This is a genomic window from Pseudomonas sp. GW456-L12 (assembly GCF_059424045.1).
This window is the reverse complement of the sequence record NZ_JBWKZA010000021.1, coordinates 66607-86603: the sequence shown is the minus strand read 5'-3', so window position 1 is coordinate 86603 and position 19997 is coordinate 66607. Positions and strand designations below refer to the sequence as shown.

Here is a 19997-nt window from a genome sequence, read left to right as displayed (position 1 = left end):
GTCGACCCACGCGGCAGTACTGCACGAGGAACAAGGGATGTTCGCGCCGGCCAATCAGACCCACTTCAGCCTGACCGTCGAAGGTTTGGAGAACGACCTCCAGGTATTGTCCTTCACCGGACGGGAAGCCATCAGCCAGCCCTTCGCCTTCGAGGTCGAACTGGTCAGCGCCCAGGCCGCCCTGGACCTGGAAAGCCTGCTGCACAAACCGGCCTTCCTGCAGTTGGCGCAGAACGGCACCGGCATTCACGGGCAGATCTACCGCGTCGCCCAGGGCGATTCCGGCAAACGCCTGACCCGCTACTCGGTGACCATCCGCCCGCACCTGGCCTACCTCGCGCACCGCATCAACCAACGCATCTTCCAGAACCTCACGGTGCCGAAAATCATCGGCCAGGTCCTCGAAGAACACGGCATCCAAAGCAACGCCTACCAGTTCCAGCTGGGTTCGATCTATCCCGAGCGCAACTACTGCGTGCAGTACGACGAATCGGACCTGCATTTCATCCAGCGCCTGTGCGAGGAAGAAGGTATCCACTACCACTTCCAGCACAGCGCCGACAGCCACACCATCGTCTTCGGCGATGACCAGACGGTGTTCCCGAAACTGGCGCCGGTGGCCTACCAGCAAGACTCCGGCATGGTCGCCAACGACCCGGTGATCAAGCGTTTCGACCTGCGCCTGGAAGCCCGCACCAGCCGCACCACGCGCCGCGACTACGACTTCGAGAAGCCGCGCCTGACCCTGGAGAGCGACGCCAAGAGCGAGCTCAAGCCGGACCTCGAGGATTACGACTACCCCGGGCGTTTCGTCGATCGCGAACGCGGCAAGCACCTGGCCAAGCGCGCCCTGGAACGCCACCGCAGCGACTACCGCCTGGCCGAGGGCAAGAGCGATCAGCCGCTGCTGGTCAGCGGGCATTTCCTGGCCCTGAGCGAACACCCGAAAGCGCAATGGAACGACCTCTGGCTGCTGACCGAGATCGTCCACGAAGGCAAGCAGCCGCAGGTGCTGGAAGAGTCGGTGACCAGCGATACCACGGCCCTGAAGGACGACTTCCACCAGGGTTATCGCAACCGCTTCCAGGCCACCCCCTGGGACGTGCCCAACCGGCCGCCGCTGCTGCACCCCAAGCCGCGCATCCTCGGCAGCCAGAGCGCGGTGGTCACCGGGCCCAAGGGCGAAGAGATCCACTGCGACTCGTACGGTCGGGTCAAAGTGCAGTTCCACTGGGACCGCGAAGGCCAGTCGGACGACAAGACCAGCTGCTGGCTGCGCGTGTCCTCAGCCTGGGCCGGCGCCCAGTACGGCGGCATCGCCATCCCGCGGATCGGCATGGAAGTGCTGGTGACCTTCCTTGAGGGCGACCCCGACCAGCCGCTGATCAGCGGCTGCCTGTACCACAAGGAAAACGTCGTCCCTTACGAGTTGCCGGCGAACAAGACCCGCAGCACCTTCAAGACCCTCAGCTCCCCGGGTGGCGGTGGCTACAACGAGCTGCGCATCGAGGACAAGAAGGGCCAGGAACAGATCTTCCTGCATGCCCAGCGCGACTGGGACGAAAACGTCGAGCACGACCAGAAAATCCGCGTCGGCAACGAACGCCACGACACGGTCGAGGCCAACAGCTACAGCGAATTCAAGGCCGAGGAACACCACACCGTGCACGCCGACCGCAAGGTCGAAGCACGCGCCAGCGACCACCTCACCGTCGGCGCCAACCAGCACATCAAGATCGGCACCGGGCAGTTCATCGAAGCCGGCCAGGAGATCCACCTCAATGCCGGGGTGAAGGTCGTCATGGAAGCCGGCAGCGAGCTGACCCTCAAGGGCGGCGGCAGCTTTATCAAGCTCGACGCCGGCGGCGTGACCATCAGCGGCCCGCAGGTCAAGGTCAACTCCGGCGGCGGCCCGGGCAGCGGCTCCGGCGCCGCACCACTGATGCCCGGCGTACTGAAGCAGGCCGACGCCGACAAGGCCGGCGCCCTGCTGACCCCGGCGCAAATCAACACCCTCAAACGCAACGCGCCTTTCTGCGAAGAGTGCGAAAAGTGCAAGGACGGTGCCTGTGCCATCTGATCGCCTGACACCCCAGGCCTGGCTCGCCCACCAGCCCCTGCAAGCCGACGAGCGCCTGTACCTGGTGATCAGCAACGCCAGCGACGCCAACCCGCTCAAGGACTTCTACCAGACCCAGGGCGCCAGCGGCCTGACCGCCCTCTGGAGCGGCACGCCCTACGCCGACTGGCAGCCGGTGATGCCCTACCTCGCCGAACTCAAACCGACCTCCCCCTTCCTCGACTGGATCGCCACCACCGACGCCGACGACTGGGGCTGGCTCGCCGTCTCCACCTGCGAGCCGGGAGTGGTGTTCGAACACCTGCGCAGCCTGACCCAGGTGAAGATGCCGGGCGGTGCCGAGGTGTTTTTTAGGTTTTGGGATGGGCGGCATATTTATCCAATTTTGGAGGGGTTGGGCGAAGACGCCCCGCAAGTCCTGCCGATATTCGACCGCTACCTGATCAATGGCCGGGCGTTGAACGTCGGCCAAGGCGTGGTCAAGCCACCGAAGCCATTTCCCTGGTGGGAAGTGTCGGAAGTGCTGGTCAAGAAGCTCGCCAAGGACGATCCCAGCACGGTGATCGACAACCTGATGCAGTGGCTGAGCGAAGACTGCCCCGAGCTGTATTTCGCCTTTCCTGAAAACAACCTGCGCCACAAAGTCGAACGCTTCGTCCGCCATCAACCGAATACAGAAGGTATGGCAGAACGCCTCGCCGCCCAGCTGACAAAGGAAGTCAACGCATGATTAGCAGCCCACTGGGAACCTTGGTCCTTCGGGTACTGGACGCCAAAAAGCCTGACGTGAACCTGATCCTCAAGGACTTCAATAATTGCCTGACTAACTACAAGGACTGGGCGGACGGTTTCTGGACAGGCAGGGTCATGGACGTCGACCAGAAGTTCAAGGTCGGCAACGAAGTCAGCGTCAAAAAGCGCAGGACCAGCACGGGTGACGTCGAGACCTTTGCTGTGTGTCCAAAGGACGGCAAGTTCACCCTGATCCATGCGTTCGAAACCGCACGCTACGTGCCCATCGGCAATACTCCGGTCCGCCTTGAACAGGTCGAAAAGGCAATGATCGGGTACTCCGTGGTGGGAGCCCCGATCAATAGAAAGATCGGTCCTAGCGGCATCGAAACCATCGACAACTGCACCCCGGGGAAGCTCTATCGCATCACCTTTTTTCCGGACGTCTCGGAAAGCGATGTCAAAGCCCTCTATGGCTCTTACAAAGGCGTGATCACCCACCTCGATGGCTGGCTGAAAAGCGAGTGGACGAGCAAGTTCCAACCACAATGGAGCACTTACTCCGAGGCCGACCGCTCAGGTCGCGCAAGGATTCTGCTGCAAGAGGCGCTCGACAGCTTCGAGCAAGCGCTGCTCAATTTGTGGGACGACTTGAAAGACCTTATGGCGCTTTTGGCCGATCCGATAGGCAAGGCCAAACAGCTTGGCGATTACTTGTCGGACCTCGAAATCGACAAGCTCTACGCTACCTCCAAGGACGCCATCGCCTCTGCCTTGTTGATACTCAACGACGAACCGCTGATGTTCATCTACGTCTCGGCGATTGTCGCCTGGGTCGGCATGTTGCCGCCGCAAGTGATCGTCAGCGTAATTTCGAGCATCGGCGCGGAGTTTCTGATCAACGTGGTCATTGGCATCTGCCTTACCGGCGGTGCCGGCCTTGCCGTGCGCCTGGGCACCAAGGCCTTGAGCAAAATGAAGCCTGGGGGAGCCCTCAAATACCTTGAGGGTTTGGCCGAGCAGTTGATGACGGCTAGCACCAAACATAGCCTTCCGGCCCATACGGAGCTGTCCAAGCCTGTGATGCTCCAGGCCAAGAACGTTCCACTGGATGCGAGCAAAAAAGCCCCTATCCTCATCGACGCAGGCGGTGGCCCCAAGCCTCTGCCTAAGCCTCTGCCCAAGACCGCCGATACACCCACGCTGATGGAGCAGAACGCCTCGGTGTTTGCCCGGAAGAAAACGGAGCCGCAAAGCCTGCTGGTCAAACAAGAACCTGTTAATGACGTACCCAAGCAATCCAAGAACCCGGCGAATCAACCGGCGCAGTGCACAAAGAACACCCGCTGCGAAGGCGACCCCATCTCGATGGTCACCGGCGAGGAACTACTGACCCTCACTGACGGTGAACTCGACGGCCTGCTGCCCCTGGAATGGACACGGCTGTATCGCACCAGCGCAGTGGAAATCGACAACCGCCTGGGCTTCGGCTGGAGCCACTCGCTGTCCCATCGCTTGCAAATCAACGACGAAAGCGTGCTATGGACTGACAACGAAAACCGCCAAACCCAGTTTCCACTGCCGACCGAACAGTGTCCGGCCATTACCAATAGCTTGGCCGAGGCCGCCATCTATCTGGGGGATGCCCCAGGCGAACTGATCCTGACTCAGGCCGGGCAGGGCGCACGCTTTTATCACTTCCGCGCCGGGCGCCTGACTACCATCAGCGATGCCTACGACAACCAGTTGCACATCAGCTACGACCTGGTCGATCGCATCCAGCGCATCGACAATGGCGCCGGGCGCTCCCTGTTTTTGCGTTACGACGATCGGCATATCGTTGCCGTGGATTACCAGCAACGACGTCCCGACTACAACGAACAAGGTGAGCGCCAGGAGCCGTGGCTGACGGTCAAAACCCTGGTCAGCTACCAGTACAACGCACGCAACCAGTTGATCAGCGCCACCAATGCGGTCGGTGAAGTCGAACGCTATCGCTATGACGAGCAGCACGTCATTCAGGAACGGCAACTGGCCGGTGGCGCGAGCTTTCAGTGGGAGTGGGAACGCGAAGGCAAGGTGGTCCGCTGTATCCGTCAGTGGTCCAACATCGCACAAATCGATGCGCGTTATGTATGGGACGACGAAGGCACGGTGACTGTCGTCAACTCCGATGGCAGTGAGCAGGTTTACGTACACGACGAGAATGCCCGACTGGTCAGCCAGACCACCCCTGACGGTGCAGAAACGCAAAAAGCCTACGATGAAAAAGGCCGGCTGATCGCCGAGAAAGACCCGCTTGGCGCGGTCACCGAATATCAATACAACGAAGCCGGGCGCCTGGTCGCAATCATCCCACCCGAAGATGAACCGACCACCTACCAGCACCACAACGGTTTCGTACGAGTAGTCCGTCGAGGCAAGGCCACCTGGAAATACCAGCGCAACCTCCAGGGCGACATCACCCAACAGACCGACCCCGACGGCAACGAAACCCACTACAGCTATGACCGCCAAGGCCGCCTGCTGGAAATCACCCACCCCGATGGCAGCCGTCATCACCTGGGCTGGAACGGTCTCGGCCAACTGTTGGAAGAACGCCTGCCCGACGGCGGCCAACGCAAATACCGCTATGACGCCTTGGGCCGGCAGATCACCCGCCAGGACGAAAGCAGCGCCATCACCCAGTACCAATGGGACGCCGCCAACCGCCTGGTGCAGATCACCCTGCCCGGCGGCGCGACCCGTGCCTTCAGCTACAACGCCTACGGCAAAGTCACCGCCGAGCGCGACGAGCTGGGCCGCATCACCCGCTACGAATACGCCGACAACCTGCACCTGGTCAGCCGCCGCATCAATCCGGACGGCAGCCAGCTGCGCTATCGCTACGACAACGCGCGCCTGCTGCTCACCGATATCGAAAACGAACGCGGCGAGCAGTACCACCTGGATTACTACCCCAACGGCCTGATCCAGCAGGAAACCGGCTTCGACGGCCGCAGCACCGCCTACGCCTACGACCTCAACGGCAACCTGCTGAAGAAAACCGAATTCGGCGACGACGGCAGCGAGCTGGTCACCGAGTACCAGCGCGATGCCGCTGGCCGTTTGCTGGTGAAAACCCTGGCCGATGGCGAAAAAATCCACTACAGCTACGACGCCCTCGGGCGCCTGGTGAATGTCGACGACGGCCACTGGCCGCTGGCCTACGAATACGACCTGCAAGACCGCCTGATCACCGAACACCAAGGCTGGGGCACCCTGCGCTACGAGTACGACAAACTCGGCCAACTCAGCCATTGCCGCCTGCCCGATGGCAGCAAGCTCGACTATCGTCATGCCCCAGGTGGGCAACTGAGCAGCATCGACCTCAACGGCTCGCGCCTGACCAGCCACCAGTTCAACGCCGGCCGCGAACAGCAGCGCCAACAGGGCCTGCTGCTCAGCCAGTACCAGTACGACGAGCAAGGCCGCCTGCAGGCACACAGCGTTAGCCAGCAACGACAGGGCCAGCACCAAAACCTATACCGCCGTGCCTATGCCTACGACGCCAACGGCAACCTTGCCGGCATCGACGACAGCCGCAAGGGCAACCTGCGTTATCACTATGACCCGCTGGATCGGCTGATCAATGTGCGTGGTGCGACACCTGAGAGCTTTGCCCACGACCCGGCCGGTAACCTGCTGGGCCAGGGCGACCAGCCAGCGGCCAACCTGGCCAACGTCAAAGGCAACCGCCTGCTGATGCAAGGCGACCGCCATTACGACTACGACGCCTTCGGCAACCTCAGCCGCGAACGCCGCGGCGCGGGCCAGAAGCTGGTCACCGAATACCAGTACGACTGCCAGCACCGGCTGATCGGAGTGAGCCTGCCGGGCGGCAGCACCGCCACTTACAAGTACGACGCTTTTGGCCGTCGCATCGCCAAGACTGTCGACGGCTGCACCACCGAATTCCTCTGGCAAGGCGAACGCCTGATCGCTGAGAGTGGCGAGAATCGCTATCGCACTTATCTCTACGAACCCGGCACCTTCCGCCCACTGGCCATGCTCGATGGCGAAGGTCCGGCCCAGGCCACACCGTTCTACTACCAACTCGACCACCTCGGTACGCCGCAGGAACTGACCGCCTACAGCGGCGAAATCATGTGGTCGGCGAAGTACCGGGCGTATGGCAATCTGGCGGCGCTGGACGTTTCCGAAATCGATAACCCGCTGCGTTTCCAGGGGCAATATTTCGATGCGGAAACCGGGCTGCACTACAACCGTCATCGCTACTACAATCCGAGCTCTGGACGGTTTTTGACGCCGGACCCGATCAAGCTGGCGGGGGGGTTGAACAACTACCAGTACGTGCCTAACCCTACGGGGTGGGTGGACCCGTTAGGGTTGAGCGGCTGCCTAGGACAGGGCGGTGGCCCGGAAGATCCTGCAGCTAAGGCAGCAGCGAATGAGGGGACTCCAAAAGCTCCTGCTCCTCAAATGACAGCGGAACAGCGGCGAGCAAGAATTGACGAACTGGCTGAGGCAAATGCCCATAAAGAACTATTAAAGCTGGAGGCCTCTTCCGGTGGGCACTTTGTAGAAAAACATGGTGCACAAACCACTTTACAGTCTCAATATGAAAGGGCCAGTACTGGTAGAAACCCAACAACAGGTGTTGTAGAAACATACAAAAGTAAGAAAAAAGCCGGCCAACCTATGATCCCTAGCGCCGCAACTCGTTACACCAGCCATAGAGATCAGCTAAATGCAATTAATCGAGCCATGCAAATTTTCAAAAACACGGGAGATATAACAAAGTCCAACGCCCCTATAGACATGGGTAAAAAAATCGGCGAGGGATATAAAAAAGGTACACTTAAGTATGGAGAGCAAACCAAAGCAGTGACCATTCTAGACTCAAACGGAATCCCAAAAACCTCTTACCCGGATTACTAAAATGAATAAAAAACCTGACCTCAATATATTTCGCAGCCTGCTTTTTGTTTTCGACATAGAAAACCCGGACAACGACTCCGAGATCAGGCAAGACCTAATAGCTTCAAAAAATGTAAATAGCACCCAAGAGCTTACAGAGCTTTTCGACACGATGCTAAAATCAGAGTTTCTTGCATATATTCCAGAAGCGCGCGAACGCTGCATAAAAACATTAGAATACTTTTTAAGCACTAATGACAGCTTCGACTCTCTATTTGAAAAGATAACTACCCACTTCGATGACGACGTCGAAGACCAGCGCCAATTCATGCAAACACTTTATCACTGTTTAAAACGCTACAATACTGAAGCTTAGCGCAGAGCTTAGAGGGTGGTCTGGGATAAGACTATTGTGTTCAAGTCAGCAGGCTGGAGTATCAACTATATTCCGCTAAATATCGAAGCCTTGACTTCGGAGAAGACTCGAACTTTGAAACAGTCCCACATGAGACAACAATAGACTTCGGCAGGCTACCTCAAACCCAAACCTCTCTAGAAAGCTCGAAGTCTTTTATAGAATAATGCAAAACTGATTAAATTCAGCAAGACCTTGCAAATATCGAAAAACTAAAAAAGCTAAATCACCCCAATTTTAAAACCTACATCATACATTTAAAAGACATGTTAAAAGATGAAAGCTCCGGCTAACACTATTAGGCAATATATTTTTTATGAGTAAGCCGTATCACGCTATTTCTCCTGAAGTATTCCTACAATAGGCAAAGAATTTTCCTACAGCCAACATCGACTTCCATTAACTTGCGCCAAGGCATCCGTCTAGATAGCATCTTTAAGTCGCTGCGAAATCAGCGATCGGATGTGGAAGTCCACTCTATAGTTAAAGTTGCTAAAGCGCCAAAAAACACATGTAGGTATTTTCTTATTCCTATATTATTGTATTGCGGCCGCTGTGCGTGGGACACTTTCGAGTGCGCCGGGTTCCTTTAGCCCCGGTCTTCCACACCCGCGTACAGCTCCCACCACTCATGTGGAAGTGAGAAGGCAGCTCATCGAATTGCTAAAGGAGCTTCATCATGAATCGATACATACCCATCACCAGTATCGACAACAACTTTCCCTCGCTACTCATTAACACTCAGGCACCTGTAGACGTGCTCCATGACAGTGCGGCATACCGCATTCGATGCGTCACCCAGCTACTTGAAACGATTTCTCTAACTGAAAACATCAACAGCGATCAGTTACTGCTACAAGACTTGTCGCGAGTGATCGTCATCCCACTCCGCGACGGATGTGACTTGATGGATGTCATCGGCCGTAAATTGCAGGATCAGGTTCTGAACGCTTAAATCCGTTCTTTAAAAAATCAGCAATATCCTGTCAGCGTAGAGTGACGACCTGCGCTGATTTCAGACGGCAGCCGACGCCCTCGGCCGGTACATCACCCGCCAAGACGAAAGCGGCGCCATCACCCACTACCAGTGGGGCACCGCCAACCTGCACCTGGTCAGCCGCCATATCAACCCGGACGGCAGCCAGTTGCGTTATCGCTACGACAACGCGCGCATGCTGCTCACCGATATCGAAGAGGAATTTTGATATGCCAAAGATAAGTATCTCCTGCAGCATCCCTGTGAGGGATATAGAAGTAACAAAATTCCTACACAAAACACTTGGATGGGCTCTTGGCAGCGCATCCAATATGCTAGCAATGGGAGAAAAAGGAGTTTTTTATACATGCCAACTTTATCTAAATGACCACATGACGCATGATAAAAAAATAAGGGAAATAATAAGCTTTTTTCAAAGAAAAAATATCCCATTAACGATAATTGAAATCGCTGACGATAAAGACTGGGGATCAGTAGACCCCGACAACTTGAATAAAATAAAGATAAATGAAGCACAAATGCTAAATGAATTAAACAGCTCAGACCATTATGATGATTAATAAAAATTAAATTTGAGAACCGCAACTCTTGCAACCATACCATGTAGCAACTGAACACCAGATAAATGATCACGCACTCATCATAAGTACCGACCCACAGTACCGAAACTATTATCTCTGAACCCAATCGAGCTGACGGAGCAGGGTTTAAAAACTATTAGTACACACTCCCGGCGGGTGGGAATCTTCTATAGAAGCGTGCAAAACTGATGATACTCAACAAAGTTTCGCATTACTCCGTCCCTAATCCAACAAGGCGATGATACGTGGACCATAGAGAAATTACTTTAGGAAAAGATGGGTTACTGCGTTCAGTAGAGATTGCATATGACATGGAAAATCCATCTATACAAATAAATCTAGAAAACTCAGAGCATGTATTCTACGGAGACAATTTATTTTCTTGCTTTATTAAGCTAAGGCAGAACTTCCCAGAAATAAAATTTTTTTGTAAAGGAGCCAAAAAAAATGTTTATCCTTCCAGAGCCTCTTCGCAAATGTCAGCAGGTTTGATGGCTTATGAGCTACAGCAAGGAAAGCAAGCTCTTAGAGTAAACATTGTAAATATTTTTGATTATGAGGATCAGAATCTCACCAACGATCCCAGTGTACAATTGGATTTTTTCAAATCTTGGATGGCGTCATTAAAATAAAAACATCGAAACACAGTTAAAAATTAAGCCGCCCAATGAAGAAGACTTGAAAAACGCCTTCGAAAAACTCTTACCTTGTGTTTACTATAGAAATCTCCTACAGATCATATCGACTTCCGCCAACTTGTACAGACCCTCTCACATGGCTAAAATTTTTACTGTCGCTGCAAAATCAGTGACAAGGGTGTAGAAACCTTTTTAAAATCCAAGTAAAAGACCAAATACGACCTATAGAGATGATGGAAGAAACGCAGGCGCACTCCAGTCGGTAATTAATTTAATGGACTTTAAGATGAGTACTCTTCTAAGAGCTGACGCCGTATATAGAATATGCAATAGAGCTTTAGACTCTCTCGATCATGATGCGCGCGAATCATATATTCTGAATTGGTGGAAAATCGATGACAGTGATTTTGAGTTTTCTCTACTATCAAAAGAAATGCAAAACTTGCTGTTATTGAATGATGATCCTCCGAGCGACGCTCAGAATCAAATATACGATGAGCTGATTATGATTGCTCTATCTTCAGCCTACAAAGGCGTGACAAATACATACTTGTCAGAGGCCATGACAAAAATGGGACTGGGAAATTATGAAATACATGGAGATATTGAAAAATTAGAAGTCTGCCCTTGCTGTGACTATCGAACTCTCTCATCAAGGGCACACTATGACATTTGCGGGCTATGCAACTGGGAAGATGATGGCACAATAGCGCAAGAAATCTATAGTGGCCCCAACCATATGACCCTCAGAGAAGGCAAAGAGAAATTCAGGGCGCAAATGGATCAATTACCATTGAACAAATGGACCATATCCTAATAAAATATTGAATACCTACTGCCAAAATCTTATGACACTCCTAAGTTTGGTAAAAAATGAAAACCTTCCTTGAAATTGAAAGCATACAAAACTGCCCTTTCCCCAAAAGTTTTGTAGACTTCATAAACAAAGATCCAAAAGCCGACCTTGAGCCTTGGTGGCTCTTAGCCTACAAGGAAGGAAAAATAAATAGTTGGCATAAAACTCTGAAACAACTATATCCAAAAAGAGCACTAATACCTTTTGCAAAGTTCAGTGCCAATGATGATATAGCCTGCTTCGACGGCGAAGATCTATCTGAAAATCCAAAAGTACTAATTATTCATGCCTACGCCTCAGAGGGCTGGGAGCACCATAGCACTTTCACAGACTTTAATTCTTGGCTAAGCGAAGCGCTCAAAACAAGAGACAAATGGAATGAAAATGAATAGCTCACACTCGAAACATAAAGCAACACCTCACTCTAGTTGATGAGAGACTGGTCCATACATAATTACCTAGACATCTCAACAACTCAACTCCACCCGGAGCAGAACTATGATTTTCATATCAAACAACAAAGAGGTTAGCTTCGACGCAATTGATTATAGAGAACTAGGATTCGGAGAAAAGCTAAAAGTAAAATCACAACACTTCGAATTCACTATTGAACTCAACGAATTAAGCAATGACTTTGTAGATAAAGCCGACTCTTTCATTGAGGAATGCAAAGCTGATGGTCTATCTCAAGGATATATGGACATACCAGAGCTAGGAAGCTTGGGCTACCCAAGCTTTGCAGAGCTTTTCAGGACCAACAAAGAAGTAGCGGCTTCGCTTATTCAAGACTTTTTATACGCCAATCTTTTTGAAGAGTTATTCAGCCGCAAGAAAAAATACGAGCTTGTGATAAACAACATTTACACCACAACGATCTCAGGCAATAAAATCACAATCAATGGTGAAGTTTTCATAACCCCACCAATCCCCATACAAGAATGAGCACATGGTCAAATTTTCATAAGCTTAATAACGCAATCCCCTCCCAAGGCCCATCACGCGCAGCGACAAAAAACCACAACCACCTCCTCCCATAAACCCGTCATGCTTCTCCCCCTGTCGTCGCGCACTACAGGCACAGCTACCTGCCGAAATCCTATCGAAGCCGTTCCACGCACCCCGCTTCCATTTGTTTATTCCCGCGCTCATCCGTCTAATCCCTATCCCATCCACCGCAACACAACGAAGCCCTCATGACTCGATACATGCTTTACCCGCTATTCCTGTTTTCCCTTCTGCTCACCGGCTGCGCCACCAAGTTCGACGTCGCGCTCAATGGCACGCCGGATCCGGACTATCAATTTGATCGGCAAGCGCTGGTGCTGGTGACGGCCACGACGGGGAATGACGAGAATTCGCTGAATGCCCGTTATTACCTGCGCGATATGGTCAATGCGTTGAAGGACCAGGGGTTCCGCGAGGTGTTTACCGAGGCGTCGCTGCCCAAGAAGCATGCGCCGATCAAGATGACGGTCAGCCTCGATATCCATAGCAAGCAAGTCACTTACCGCTACACCGCCACCGACTACGGCCAGGTACAGAACAGCACTTCCACGGTGTGCAAGGATGGCAAGAAAAAGAAGGAAAAGCTGGTCTGCACCAGCACGCCCAATACGTCTTATGGTCCGGTAGGCACCTCGGAACGCACCGGCTACACCACCCTTTCGACCTTTACCGCGACGGCCCGGGACGAAACCACTCGGCGTGCGGTGTATCTGCTGCGGGTGTCCTCTTATAACGAGGATTGCCAGAACGGCAAGGTCGAGGCCTTCCTGGTGGAACAAGGCCTGCAGAACCTGGATTTCCGCGACCGCGTACAGCGCAATTACACGGTCACCATGCCTGAAAATTACAGCTGCAAATAAGCCTGCAGAGACCTCGCGATGCGCCGTCTGAACCGGCGCTATCGCGAGCGAGCCTTTACAGGTAACCCCGAGCCGCGCAGCAGCCGGATCAACGGCTGGCATTAGTCGGTTGCAAAGCCGCCGTTGGTGCAATCACCGCCGCTTCCGAACGCGGCGTGCCTTGTGGCACCCAGTCATAGCTCACCGGCAATGCGCGGTACACCCAGTTGCTGATGGCGTCGCTGCCCGGAGCCTTGCCGAGGAACGGGCTGACGTATTCCCAGACGTTTTCGCCGCTTGCCGTGACCTGGAAGAAGCGGCCGTTCATGCCTTCATCGATCAGGGTATTGCCGTTGGGCAGGCGTCGGGCGCTGCTGATGAACGAGCTGTAGAAGGCCCAGCCCGGCTGCCTGGAACTGGCGGCGCTGTACTGCCAGACGATCTGTTGGGTCACGGGGTCGATCTCCAGCACCCGCGAGCCGGAAATCAGCCCCAATGGCACCGAGGGGTAGCCGGCCGTGCCCTGATTGTCGAACACCAGCAGGTTGCCCGCGCCCGGCAGGCCGGCGGGGATGATGTGGGCGTCGTGCTGGCCGACGAACTGGTCCACCGGGCGCGGCAAGGTCGCCGGCGCTCGCGGGTTGAGGGTCGGCAGGTTGGGGCCGAGGCGCCAGACCACCTTGCCGCTCTGCTTGTCGATGATGGCGATGAAGTTGGCGTTGCGGGAGTCGAACAGCAGGTTGCCCGGGGCGAAGCGTTTGTCGCCGGCGTCGAACCACTTGTTCGGGCCGACCACGCTGAGGTTGTTGATGTGCAGGTAGTCCGGGTCCTTGGTGGCCCGCACCAGCTTCAACTGCTCCGGGGTGAAGCCGAATTCCTCGAGGTGTTCGGAGGCCAGCCACTGCCATTTCACTTCGCCCTTGGGGCTGACTTCGTAGATCACGTCATCGATCACTTGCGGCACCTTGAAGCCCGCCACCGCATGCACCTTGTTGGCCAGCACCAGGGTGTTGCCATTGCTCAGGCGGCGCTGGTCATGATGCTGCTGGGCCGCGCCGCCAGGTGCCTGGTCGCCCCATTGCCAGACCACCTTGCCGTCCCAGTCCAGCTCGCCGACGCTCTGGTTGCCCAGGCCATTGCCGGCCGAGCCGAGCTTGCCGGGGTCCTTTTCGCTCAGTTGCAACAGCACCCGGCCACGCGCGCCGCCCACCAGCTGCGGGTCGATGATCGCCGAAGGAAAGCCGGCCTGGGGCCAGGTTTTCACCTCGTTGCCATTCATGTCGATCAGGTGGGTTTTCTTGTCCGCGCCACTGAAGATCACGTACTGATTGAAGGCCTTGGCCGGGTCGTAACGGGTCACGCCGGTGGGGTAGACGCTGGGGGCGGCGAAGGCCCCGGCACTGAATGACAGCAGCAGGGGCAACACGGGCTTGAGGTTCAACATGGTGGAACTCCTGTTCAGGTCGAACCGCGCCGCGGAACCCGGCGCGGGTTGCAAATGAGGGTGTTCAGAAGTCGTAGCGGCCGGTCACGCCAAGGGTCCGCGGCGTGCCGAGCAAACCTTCGTAGCCGCCATTCCCCCCCGACCACAGCGTGGTGTAGTAGGTCTTGTCGAAGGCGTTTTTCAGCCACAGCGACACGTCCCACTGTCCCTGCTCATAGTTGCCACGTAGCCCGGTGGAGAGGTTGACCACCGCGTAGCTGGGGATCTGGCCGTAGTCGGAATCCTCGACGGTGCCGACGGCCTTGGAGCGGAAGGCGTAGCTGCCGGTGACGTAGGGTTCGAGGCCGTTGTCCAGGTTCCATTGGTATTCGCCGTTGGCGTTGCCGATCCATTTCGAGGCGCCGACCACCTGGTGGCCGCTGAGGTCGCAGGAGGCCGGGGCGCCCGGGCGCAGGCTGACTTCAGGCGGGCACGGCGCATCCTTGTAGGACAGGTAGCGCACGTCGTTGTAGGAGCCGTTGAGGTTGAGGGTCAGGCCACGGATGGGGATCAGCGTGCTTTCGATTTCCACGCCCCGTGAGCGCACCGAGCCGGCGTTGGTCAGGTACTGCACACGGTTGTTGGCGTCGTAGGCATTGGTCTGGTAGCCGTTGACCTGGGTCCAGAACAGGTTGGCGTTGAGTTGCAGGCGCTTGTCCCACAGGGTGCTCTTGAAGCCCAGTTCGGCGTTGTTGGCGCGCTCGGTGCCGATCAGCAGCGAGTCGGCGCCAGCGGTGGGCGCCGAGCCGACCGCGAGGTTGACTCCGCCGGACTTCTCGCCGTGGGACAGGGTGGCGTAGCCCAGCAGGTCGTCGGTGAAGCGGTAGCTGAGGTTGAGCAGGCCCGAGGGGCTGGTGCTGTACTGGTTGAGGTCGCCGGAGTCGTAGGCCCTGGCCCGTCCGCGCCGCGCGGTGGCCGCGGCACCGGTCACCGCGGCGCCCCCCACTGGCGCGTTGCGGGTCACCCAGGCGCTTTTCTCTTCATAGGTGCCGCGCAGGCCGGCAGTGAAATCCAGGCGCTCGGTGAGGTGCCAGGTGCCCTGGGCGAACAGCGCGAAACTGTCGGTACGGATATGCCCGTTGCCGATGCTGGTAACGTTGTTCAGGGCGCCGGTGGGCGTGCCGTTCCAGATGTCCGCCTTGGGTCCGTAATAGCTGAAAGACTTGTTATCGAGGTCGGAGCCGAAGTAGTAGGCGCCGAGCACGTAGTCGAAGAAGCCGCCCGTGGGCGAGGCCAGGCGGAACTCCTGGGACCACTGTTTATCCTCCACCGAGACCCCGGCGTTATAGCTGGCCGGCACGTTGAGCCCATCGTCGTTGCGCGGGGTGAAGTCCCACCAGCGGTAGGAGCTGACCGAAGTCAGGGTGAAGTCGCTGGGCAGGGTCCAGTTGGCCTCCAGGGAGGTGCCGCCCTGGAACACCGTGACGTGCTGATCGTTGTCCAGGTTGACCTTGCGGTGCGTGCCGTCGACCAGGGTGGCACCGGCCGCGGCAGCCCGCGACTGGTACTGGTTGACGCCATTGATGGTCGGCCCGGTGCTGTACAGCACCCGGGTGCCGGCGCTGGAGTCCTCTTCGTTGTAGTCGCCGATCCAGCGCAGGTTGAAGTTCTCGTTGGGCTTGAACAGCAGCTGGCCACGGAAGCCCTGCCGCGAGCCGCCGTTGAGGTCATGGCCGTCGTGTTCGTTCTTGATATCGCCGTCGCTGCGGGTGCGATAGGCCGAGAAACGCCCGGCCAGCTCGTCGTTCAGCGGCCCGGATATCGTGCCCTTGGTCTGGAAGTAGCCGTCCTCTCCCACCGAGGTCTCGATGCTGCGCTCGGGAGTGAAGCTCGGCGCGCGGGTGCTGATGTTGATCACCCCGGCGGTGGTGTTCTTGCCAAACAGCGTGCCCTGGGGACCGCGCAGCACTTCCAGCTGCTCGATGTCCATCAGGTCGAACACCGCCATGCCCGGCCGCCCCAGGTAGACGTTGTCGATGTACAGCCCGACGCTGCCTTCCAGGCCGTCGCTGGCCGGGTTGTTGCCCAGGCCGCGGATCGACACGCTGGACTGGCGCGCGTGCATGTAGGCTACGTTGACGCTCGGCACCAGCTGCTGCAGATCCTGGATGCGATAGACCCGCTGGCTCTCCAGGGCCTGGCCACCGATCACGCTCATCGGCGTCGGCACGTCCTGGGCGCTCTCCTCGCGGCGCCGCGCGGTCACGGTCACGGTTTCCAGCTGGCCGCTGGCGGCGGGCCGGGCAGCATCGGCCGGAGCTTCGGCGGGCGTTTCGGCTTGCGCGGCATAGCCGTGGGACCAGCCGGCGCTACCGGCCAGCAGCAGGGCCAGCGGCAGGCGCTTGAGCCGTCGGGGCGAAGTGGGGGAGACAAGGTTCAACGGACTCATAGGCGGCTCCTGGGCAAAAAACAGACTGACCCGTATATTCTTTTAAGTTATTTATTTATGTTTTTAATAAGATTTACGGAATAAGAGATTGCCTTTATAAAGAGTCGACCTAATGCATAGCCAATGCATTTCCCCGATATTTTCAATGTGAAAAATGCATATCGATCTGCGCCAGCTCCGTCACTTCATCGCCCTCGCCGAACAGCGCAGCTTTGTCGCGGCCGCCTTGGCGGTGAACCTGTCGCAATCGGCCTTCAGCCGCAGCATCCAGGCCCTGGAGCACAGCGTCGGTTGTCAGCTGGTGGATCGCGGGCGCAAGGACCTGGCACCGACCAAACAGGGGCTGGTGCTGCTCGAACATGCGCGGCGGCTGGTCAGCGGCGCGCAGCAACTGGCCAATGAGATCAGCCAGTTCAACGGCCTGGAGGCCGGCGAACTGCGCTTCGGTTGCGGGCCGGCGCCGGCGGCGGGCTTGATCCCCCGGGCCATCGGCAGCTTTATCGGGCGCTACCCCAAGGCGCGGGTGCAGTTCCAGGTGGATGACTGGCAAACCCTGAGCAAACGCCTGCTCAGCGAAGAGTTCGAATTTTTCGTCGCCGACACCCGGCAGTTCGAAGCCAACCCGGATTACCTGACCCAGCGCCTGCGCCCGCGCAAATGGCATTTCTGCTGCCGCGCCGGGCACCCGCTGGCCGAGCAGGAAAGCGTCACCGCCGCCGAGTTGATGAGTTACCCGCTGGCCGCGACCATCCGCCCGCCGAACCTGCGCAAGGTGGTGGTCGATCTCAGCGGCCGGCCGGATTTCGTCCCGAATGTGGAATGCGAGAACAGCTACAGCCTGCTCGGCGTGGTGATGCGCTCGGACGCGATCGGCATCATCGGCGCCTACAGCGATGCGCTGCACAATGCCCGGGGCGAGCTGGTGTGCCTGAAGGTCGAAGGCCTGGCCGACGACCTGGAGGAGCTGTACACCCGCTACGGCATCGTCAGCCGCGCAGGCTATCGGCTGTCGCCGCTGGCCGAGGCGATGATCGAGGAGATCAAGCGCACTGACGCGCTGGATGAGGATCTGTGTCCGCTGGAGAATTTCGCGGTCTGAAACACCGCACCTGTAGCCGCTGCCGCAGGCTGCGATAAGGCCGCAGGCCTTCAGCGATATTGAAATCGCCGCGCCCCTTCGGTGCAATCGCAGCCTTCGGCAGCGGCTACAGGGGTCACCTTTGCCCATGCACATCACGCATGAAAAGCATGCGCCAAATGCGCTTGTCGGAACGCCCCGCGACAGCGAAAACCCTCACCTGTCTTTCGATCGGTGAACGCCATGTCCAACCCCGTCCAACCCGTGCGCAACGTGCTGTACATCATGTGCGACCAGCTGCGTCGCGATTACCTGTCGTGCTACGGCCACCCCCATCTGCACACGCCGAATATCGATCGCCTGGCCGCCGCCGGCGTGCGCTTCAGCCGCGCCTACACCCAGGGCACCATCTGCGGGCCGTCGCGGATGTCGGCCTACACCGGGCGTTATGTCAGCAGCCACCAGGTGGCGTGGAACGCCGTGCCGCTACCCCTGGAAGAGCTGACCATCGGCGACTACCTGAGCCCCCACGGCATCCGCACCGCGCTGGTGGGCAAGACCCACGCCACGCCCAATCTCGATGCCTTGCAGCGCCTGGCGATCGCCCCCGAGAGCCAGCAGGCCGAGGCCCTCAACGAGGTCGGTTTCGAACCCTATCTGCGCCACGACGGGATCTTCCCCGACAGCCCGCTGTTCGACGACAAACGCGAGTCGGCGCCCTACACCCATTACCTGCGCGAACAGGGCTACCAGGGGCGCAACCCCTGGCACGACTGGGCCAACGCCGCCGCAGGTGAACAGGGTGAAATCCTCAGCGGCTGGAAAATGCGCAACGCCCACCTGCCGGCCCGCGTCCCCGAGCAGCATTCGGAGACCGTCTACACCACCGACCGCGCCCTCGACTTCATCCAAGAGCAGGGCGAGCAGCCCTGGTGCCTGCACCTGTCCTATATCAAGCCGCACTGGCCCTATATCGCGCCGGCGCCCTACCACGCGCTGTACACGGCCGAGCAGGTGATCGCCCCGGTGCGCGCCGCCGCCGACGAGGCCAGCGACCACCCGGTGTATGCCGCCTTTCGCCAGCATCAGGAGAGCCAGAACTTCTCCCGCGACGAAGTGCGCCTGAACGTGGTGCCGACCTACATGGGCCTGATCAAGCAGGTGGACGATCAGCTCGGCCGCCTGTTCGATTTCCTGCAAAGCAGCGGGCGCTGGGACGACACCCTGATCGTGTTCACCAGCGACCACGGCGACTTTCTCGGCGATCACTGGCTGGGGGAAAAGGAGTTTTTACTGGAGCCGGCCGTGGGCGTGCCGCTGATCGTGCGCGACCCACGGGCGGCGGCGGATATCAGCCGCGGCACGCTGGACGAGCGCCTGGTGGAAACCATCGATGCCCTGCCGACCTTTCTCGACGCCCTGGGGTTGCCCGGCGCCGAACACCGGCTGGAAGGCCGCTCGCTGATCCCGCTATTGCACGGCACGGCGGGCGACTGGCGCCGCTATGCCATCAGCGAATACGACTACGCGTTCCAGGCCCCGGCCCGCGAACGCCTGGCCCAGCCCATCGACCGCTGCCGCATGACCATGGTGCGCAGCGAGCGCTGGAAATACCTGGCCTACGACGGCTTCCGCCCGCAGCTGTTCGACCTCTACAACGACCCCCAGGAACTGCGCGACCTCGGCGCCGACCCGGCCTATGCGGCGGTGCGCGAGGAACATCTGGGGTATCTGTTCGACTGGCTGCGCGGGCTGAAGCGGCGGACCACCATCAGCCACGAAGAAATCGACCTGCGCGGGCAACGCTTTCGTTATGGCGAACCGGAGGCGGAAAAGGTGGTGCAGATCGGGGTGTGGTGAGGGCGCCGCTGCGCGGCTGATCGCGAGCAAGCTCGCTCCTACAGGGGCACGGCATTGCGCCTTTCTGTAGGAGCGAGCTTGCTCGCGAAAAGTGAGGCGGCGGCTTCGCGGGCTCGATTGCCGG

Annotated in this window: 15 protein-coding genes; 13 read left to right on the top strand and 2 right to left on the bottom strand. The window is 57.7% G+C overall.

What is annotated here, in order from left to right:
- Positions 1-37: 37 nt before the first annotated feature.
- From AC07Y9_RS22925 to AC07Y9_RS22875, 11 genes are all read left to right on the top strand, one after another.
- Positions 38-2080, top strand: a complete 2043-nt coding sequence (locus tag AC07Y9_RS22925) for a type VI secretion system Vgr family protein (RefSeq protein ID WP_102679910.1) — start codon at positions 38-40, stop codon at positions 2078-2080.
- Positions 2070-2810, top strand: a complete 741-nt coding sequence (locus AC07Y9_RS22920) for a DUF4123 domain-containing protein (RefSeq protein ID WP_102679911.1) — start codon at positions 2070-2072, stop codon at positions 2808-2810. Before AC07Y9_RS22925 ends, AC07Y9_RS22920 begins: the two co-directional genes overlap by 11 nt.
- A complete protein-coding gene (locus tag AC07Y9_RS22915) occupies positions 2807-7753 on the top strand; it encodes an RHS repeat-associated core domain-containing protein (RefSeq protein WP_102679912.1) in 4947 nt (1648 codons plus the stop codon). The genes AC07Y9_RS22920 and AC07Y9_RS22915 overlap by 4 nt, the downstream gene beginning before the upstream one ends.
- Position 7754: 1 nt before the next feature.
- Positions 7755-8108, top strand: a complete 354-nt coding sequence (locus AC07Y9_RS22910) for a hypothetical protein (RefSeq protein WP_102679913.1) — start codon at positions 7755-7757, stop codon at positions 8106-8108.
- A 718-nt stretch (positions 8109-8826) separates the two neighbouring features.
- Positions 8827-9102 (top strand): hypothetical protein, encoded by a 276-nt coding sequence (locus tag AC07Y9_RS22905; protein WP_102679914.1) that lies wholly within the window; start codon positions 8827-8829, stop codon positions 9100-9102.
- A gap of 251 nt (positions 9103-9353) precedes the next feature.
- Entirely contained in the window at positions 9354-9704 is a 351-nt protein-coding gene (locus AC07Y9_RS22900; protein WP_146021764.1) for a hypothetical protein, read from the top strand.
- 266 nt (positions 9705-9970) lie between these two features.
- Complete coding sequence (locus AC07Y9_RS22895) at positions 9971-10357, top strand: hypothetical protein (RefSeq protein WP_102679916.1); 387 nt, start codon at positions 9971-9973, stop codon at positions 10355-10357.
- Between the two features lie 292 nt (positions 10358-10649).
- Complete coding sequence (locus AC07Y9_RS22890) at positions 10650-11180, top strand: CPCC family cysteine-rich protein (RefSeq protein ID WP_158245995.1); 531 nt, start codon at positions 10650-10652, stop codon at positions 11178-11180.
- A 56-nt stretch (positions 11181-11236) separates the two neighbouring features.
- Positions 11237-11611: an SMI1/KNR4 family protein gene (locus AC07Y9_RS22885; RefSeq protein ID WP_102679918.1), complete on the top strand. Its 375-nt coding sequence runs from the start codon at positions 11237-11239 to the stop codon at positions 11609-11611.
- Between the two features lie 106 nt (positions 11612-11717).
- On the top strand, positions 11718-12161 hold the full coding sequence (locus tag AC07Y9_RS22880; protein WP_102679919.1) for a hypothetical protein: 444 nt from the start codon (positions 11718-11720) through the stop codon (positions 12159-12161).
- Between the two features lie 251 nt (positions 12162-12412).
- Positions 12413-13084, top strand: coding sequence for a hypothetical protein (locus tag AC07Y9_RS22875; RefSeq protein WP_007928953.1), 672 nt, complete (start codon positions 12413-12415; stop codon positions 13082-13084).
- An 88-nt stretch (positions 13085-13172) separates the two neighbouring features.
- On the opposite strand, the gene AC07Y9_RS22870 is transcribed toward AC07Y9_RS22875, so the two are convergent.
- Positions 13173-14507, bottom strand: coding sequence for an aryl-sulfate sulfotransferase (locus AC07Y9_RS22870; RefSeq protein ID WP_102679920.1), 1335 nt, complete (start codon positions 14505-14507; stop codon positions 13173-13175).
- A gap of 64 nt (positions 14508-14571) precedes the next feature.
- A complete protein-coding gene (locus tag AC07Y9_RS22865; protein ID WP_102679921.1) occupies positions 14572-16935 on the bottom strand; it encodes a TonB-dependent receptor in 2364 nt (787 codons plus the stop codon).
- A 154-nt stretch (positions 16936-17089) separates the two neighbouring features.
- Between AC07Y9_RS22865 and AC07Y9_RS22860 the strand changes: the two genes are divergently transcribed.
- Positions 17090-18034: a LysR family transcriptional regulator gene (locus AC07Y9_RS22860; RefSeq protein WP_007928950.1), complete on the top strand. Its 945-nt coding sequence runs from the start codon at positions 17090-17092 to the stop codon at positions 18032-18034.
- A gap of 222 nt (positions 18035-18256) precedes the next feature.
- Positions 18257-19873 (top strand): alkaline phosphatase family protein, encoded by a 1617-nt coding sequence (locus tag AC07Y9_RS22855; RefSeq protein WP_102679922.1) that lies wholly within the window; start codon positions 18257-18259, stop codon positions 19871-19873.
- Positions 19874-19997 lie beyond the last annotated feature (124 nt).

Bases quoted from the DNA above. Each gene is read 5' to 3' on its own strand.
- AC07Y9_RS22925 (WP_102679910.1), top strand. From the start codon at position 38: ATGTTCGCGCCGGCCAATCAGACCCACTTCAGCCTGACCGTCGAAGGT.
- AC07Y9_RS22915 (WP_102679912.1), top strand. From the start codon at position 2,807: ATGATTAGCAGCCCACTGGGAACCTTGGTCCTTCGGGTACTGGACGCC.
- AC07Y9_RS22910 (WP_102679913.1), top strand. From the start codon at position 7,755: ATGAATAAAAAACCTGACCTCAATATATTTCGCAGCCTGCTTTTTGTT.
- AC07Y9_RS22905 (WP_102679914.1), top strand. From the start codon at position 8,827: ATGAATCGATACATACCCATCACCAGTATCGACAACAACTTTCCCTCG.
- AC07Y9_RS22900 (WP_146021764.1), top strand. From the start codon at position 9,354: ATGCCAAAGATAAGTATCTCCTGCAGCATCCCTGTGAGGGATATAGAA.
- AC07Y9_RS22890 (WP_158245995.1), top strand. From the start codon at position 10,650: ATGAGTACTCTTCTAAGAGCTGACGCCGTATATAGAATATGCAATAGA.
- AC07Y9_RS22885 (WP_102679918.1), top strand. From the start codon at position 11,237: ATGAAAACCTTCCTTGAAATTGAAAGCATACAAAACTGCCCTTTCCCC.
- AC07Y9_RS22880 (WP_102679919.1), top strand. From the start codon at position 11,718: ATGATTTTCATATCAAACAACAAAGAGGTTAGCTTCGACGCAATTGAT.
- AC07Y9_RS22875 (WP_007928953.1), top strand. From the start codon at position 12,413: ATGACTCGATACATGCTTTACCCGCTATTCCTGTTTTCCCTTCTGCTC.
- AC07Y9_RS22870 (WP_102679920.1), bottom strand. From the start codon at position 14,507: ATGTTGAACCTCAAGCCCGTGTTGCCCCTGCTGCTGTCATTCAGTGCC.
- AC07Y9_RS22865 (WP_102679921.1), bottom strand. From the start codon at position 16,935: ATGAGTCCGTTGAACCTTGTCTCCCCCACTTCGCCCCGACGGCTCAAG.
- AC07Y9_RS22860 (WP_007928950.1), top strand. From the start codon at position 17,090: ATGCATATCGATCTGCGCCAGCTCCGTCACTTCATCGCCCTCGCCGAA.
- AC07Y9_RS22855 (WP_102679922.1), top strand. From the start codon at position 18,257: ATGTCCAACCCCGTCCAACCCGTGCGCAACGTGCTGTACATCATGTGC.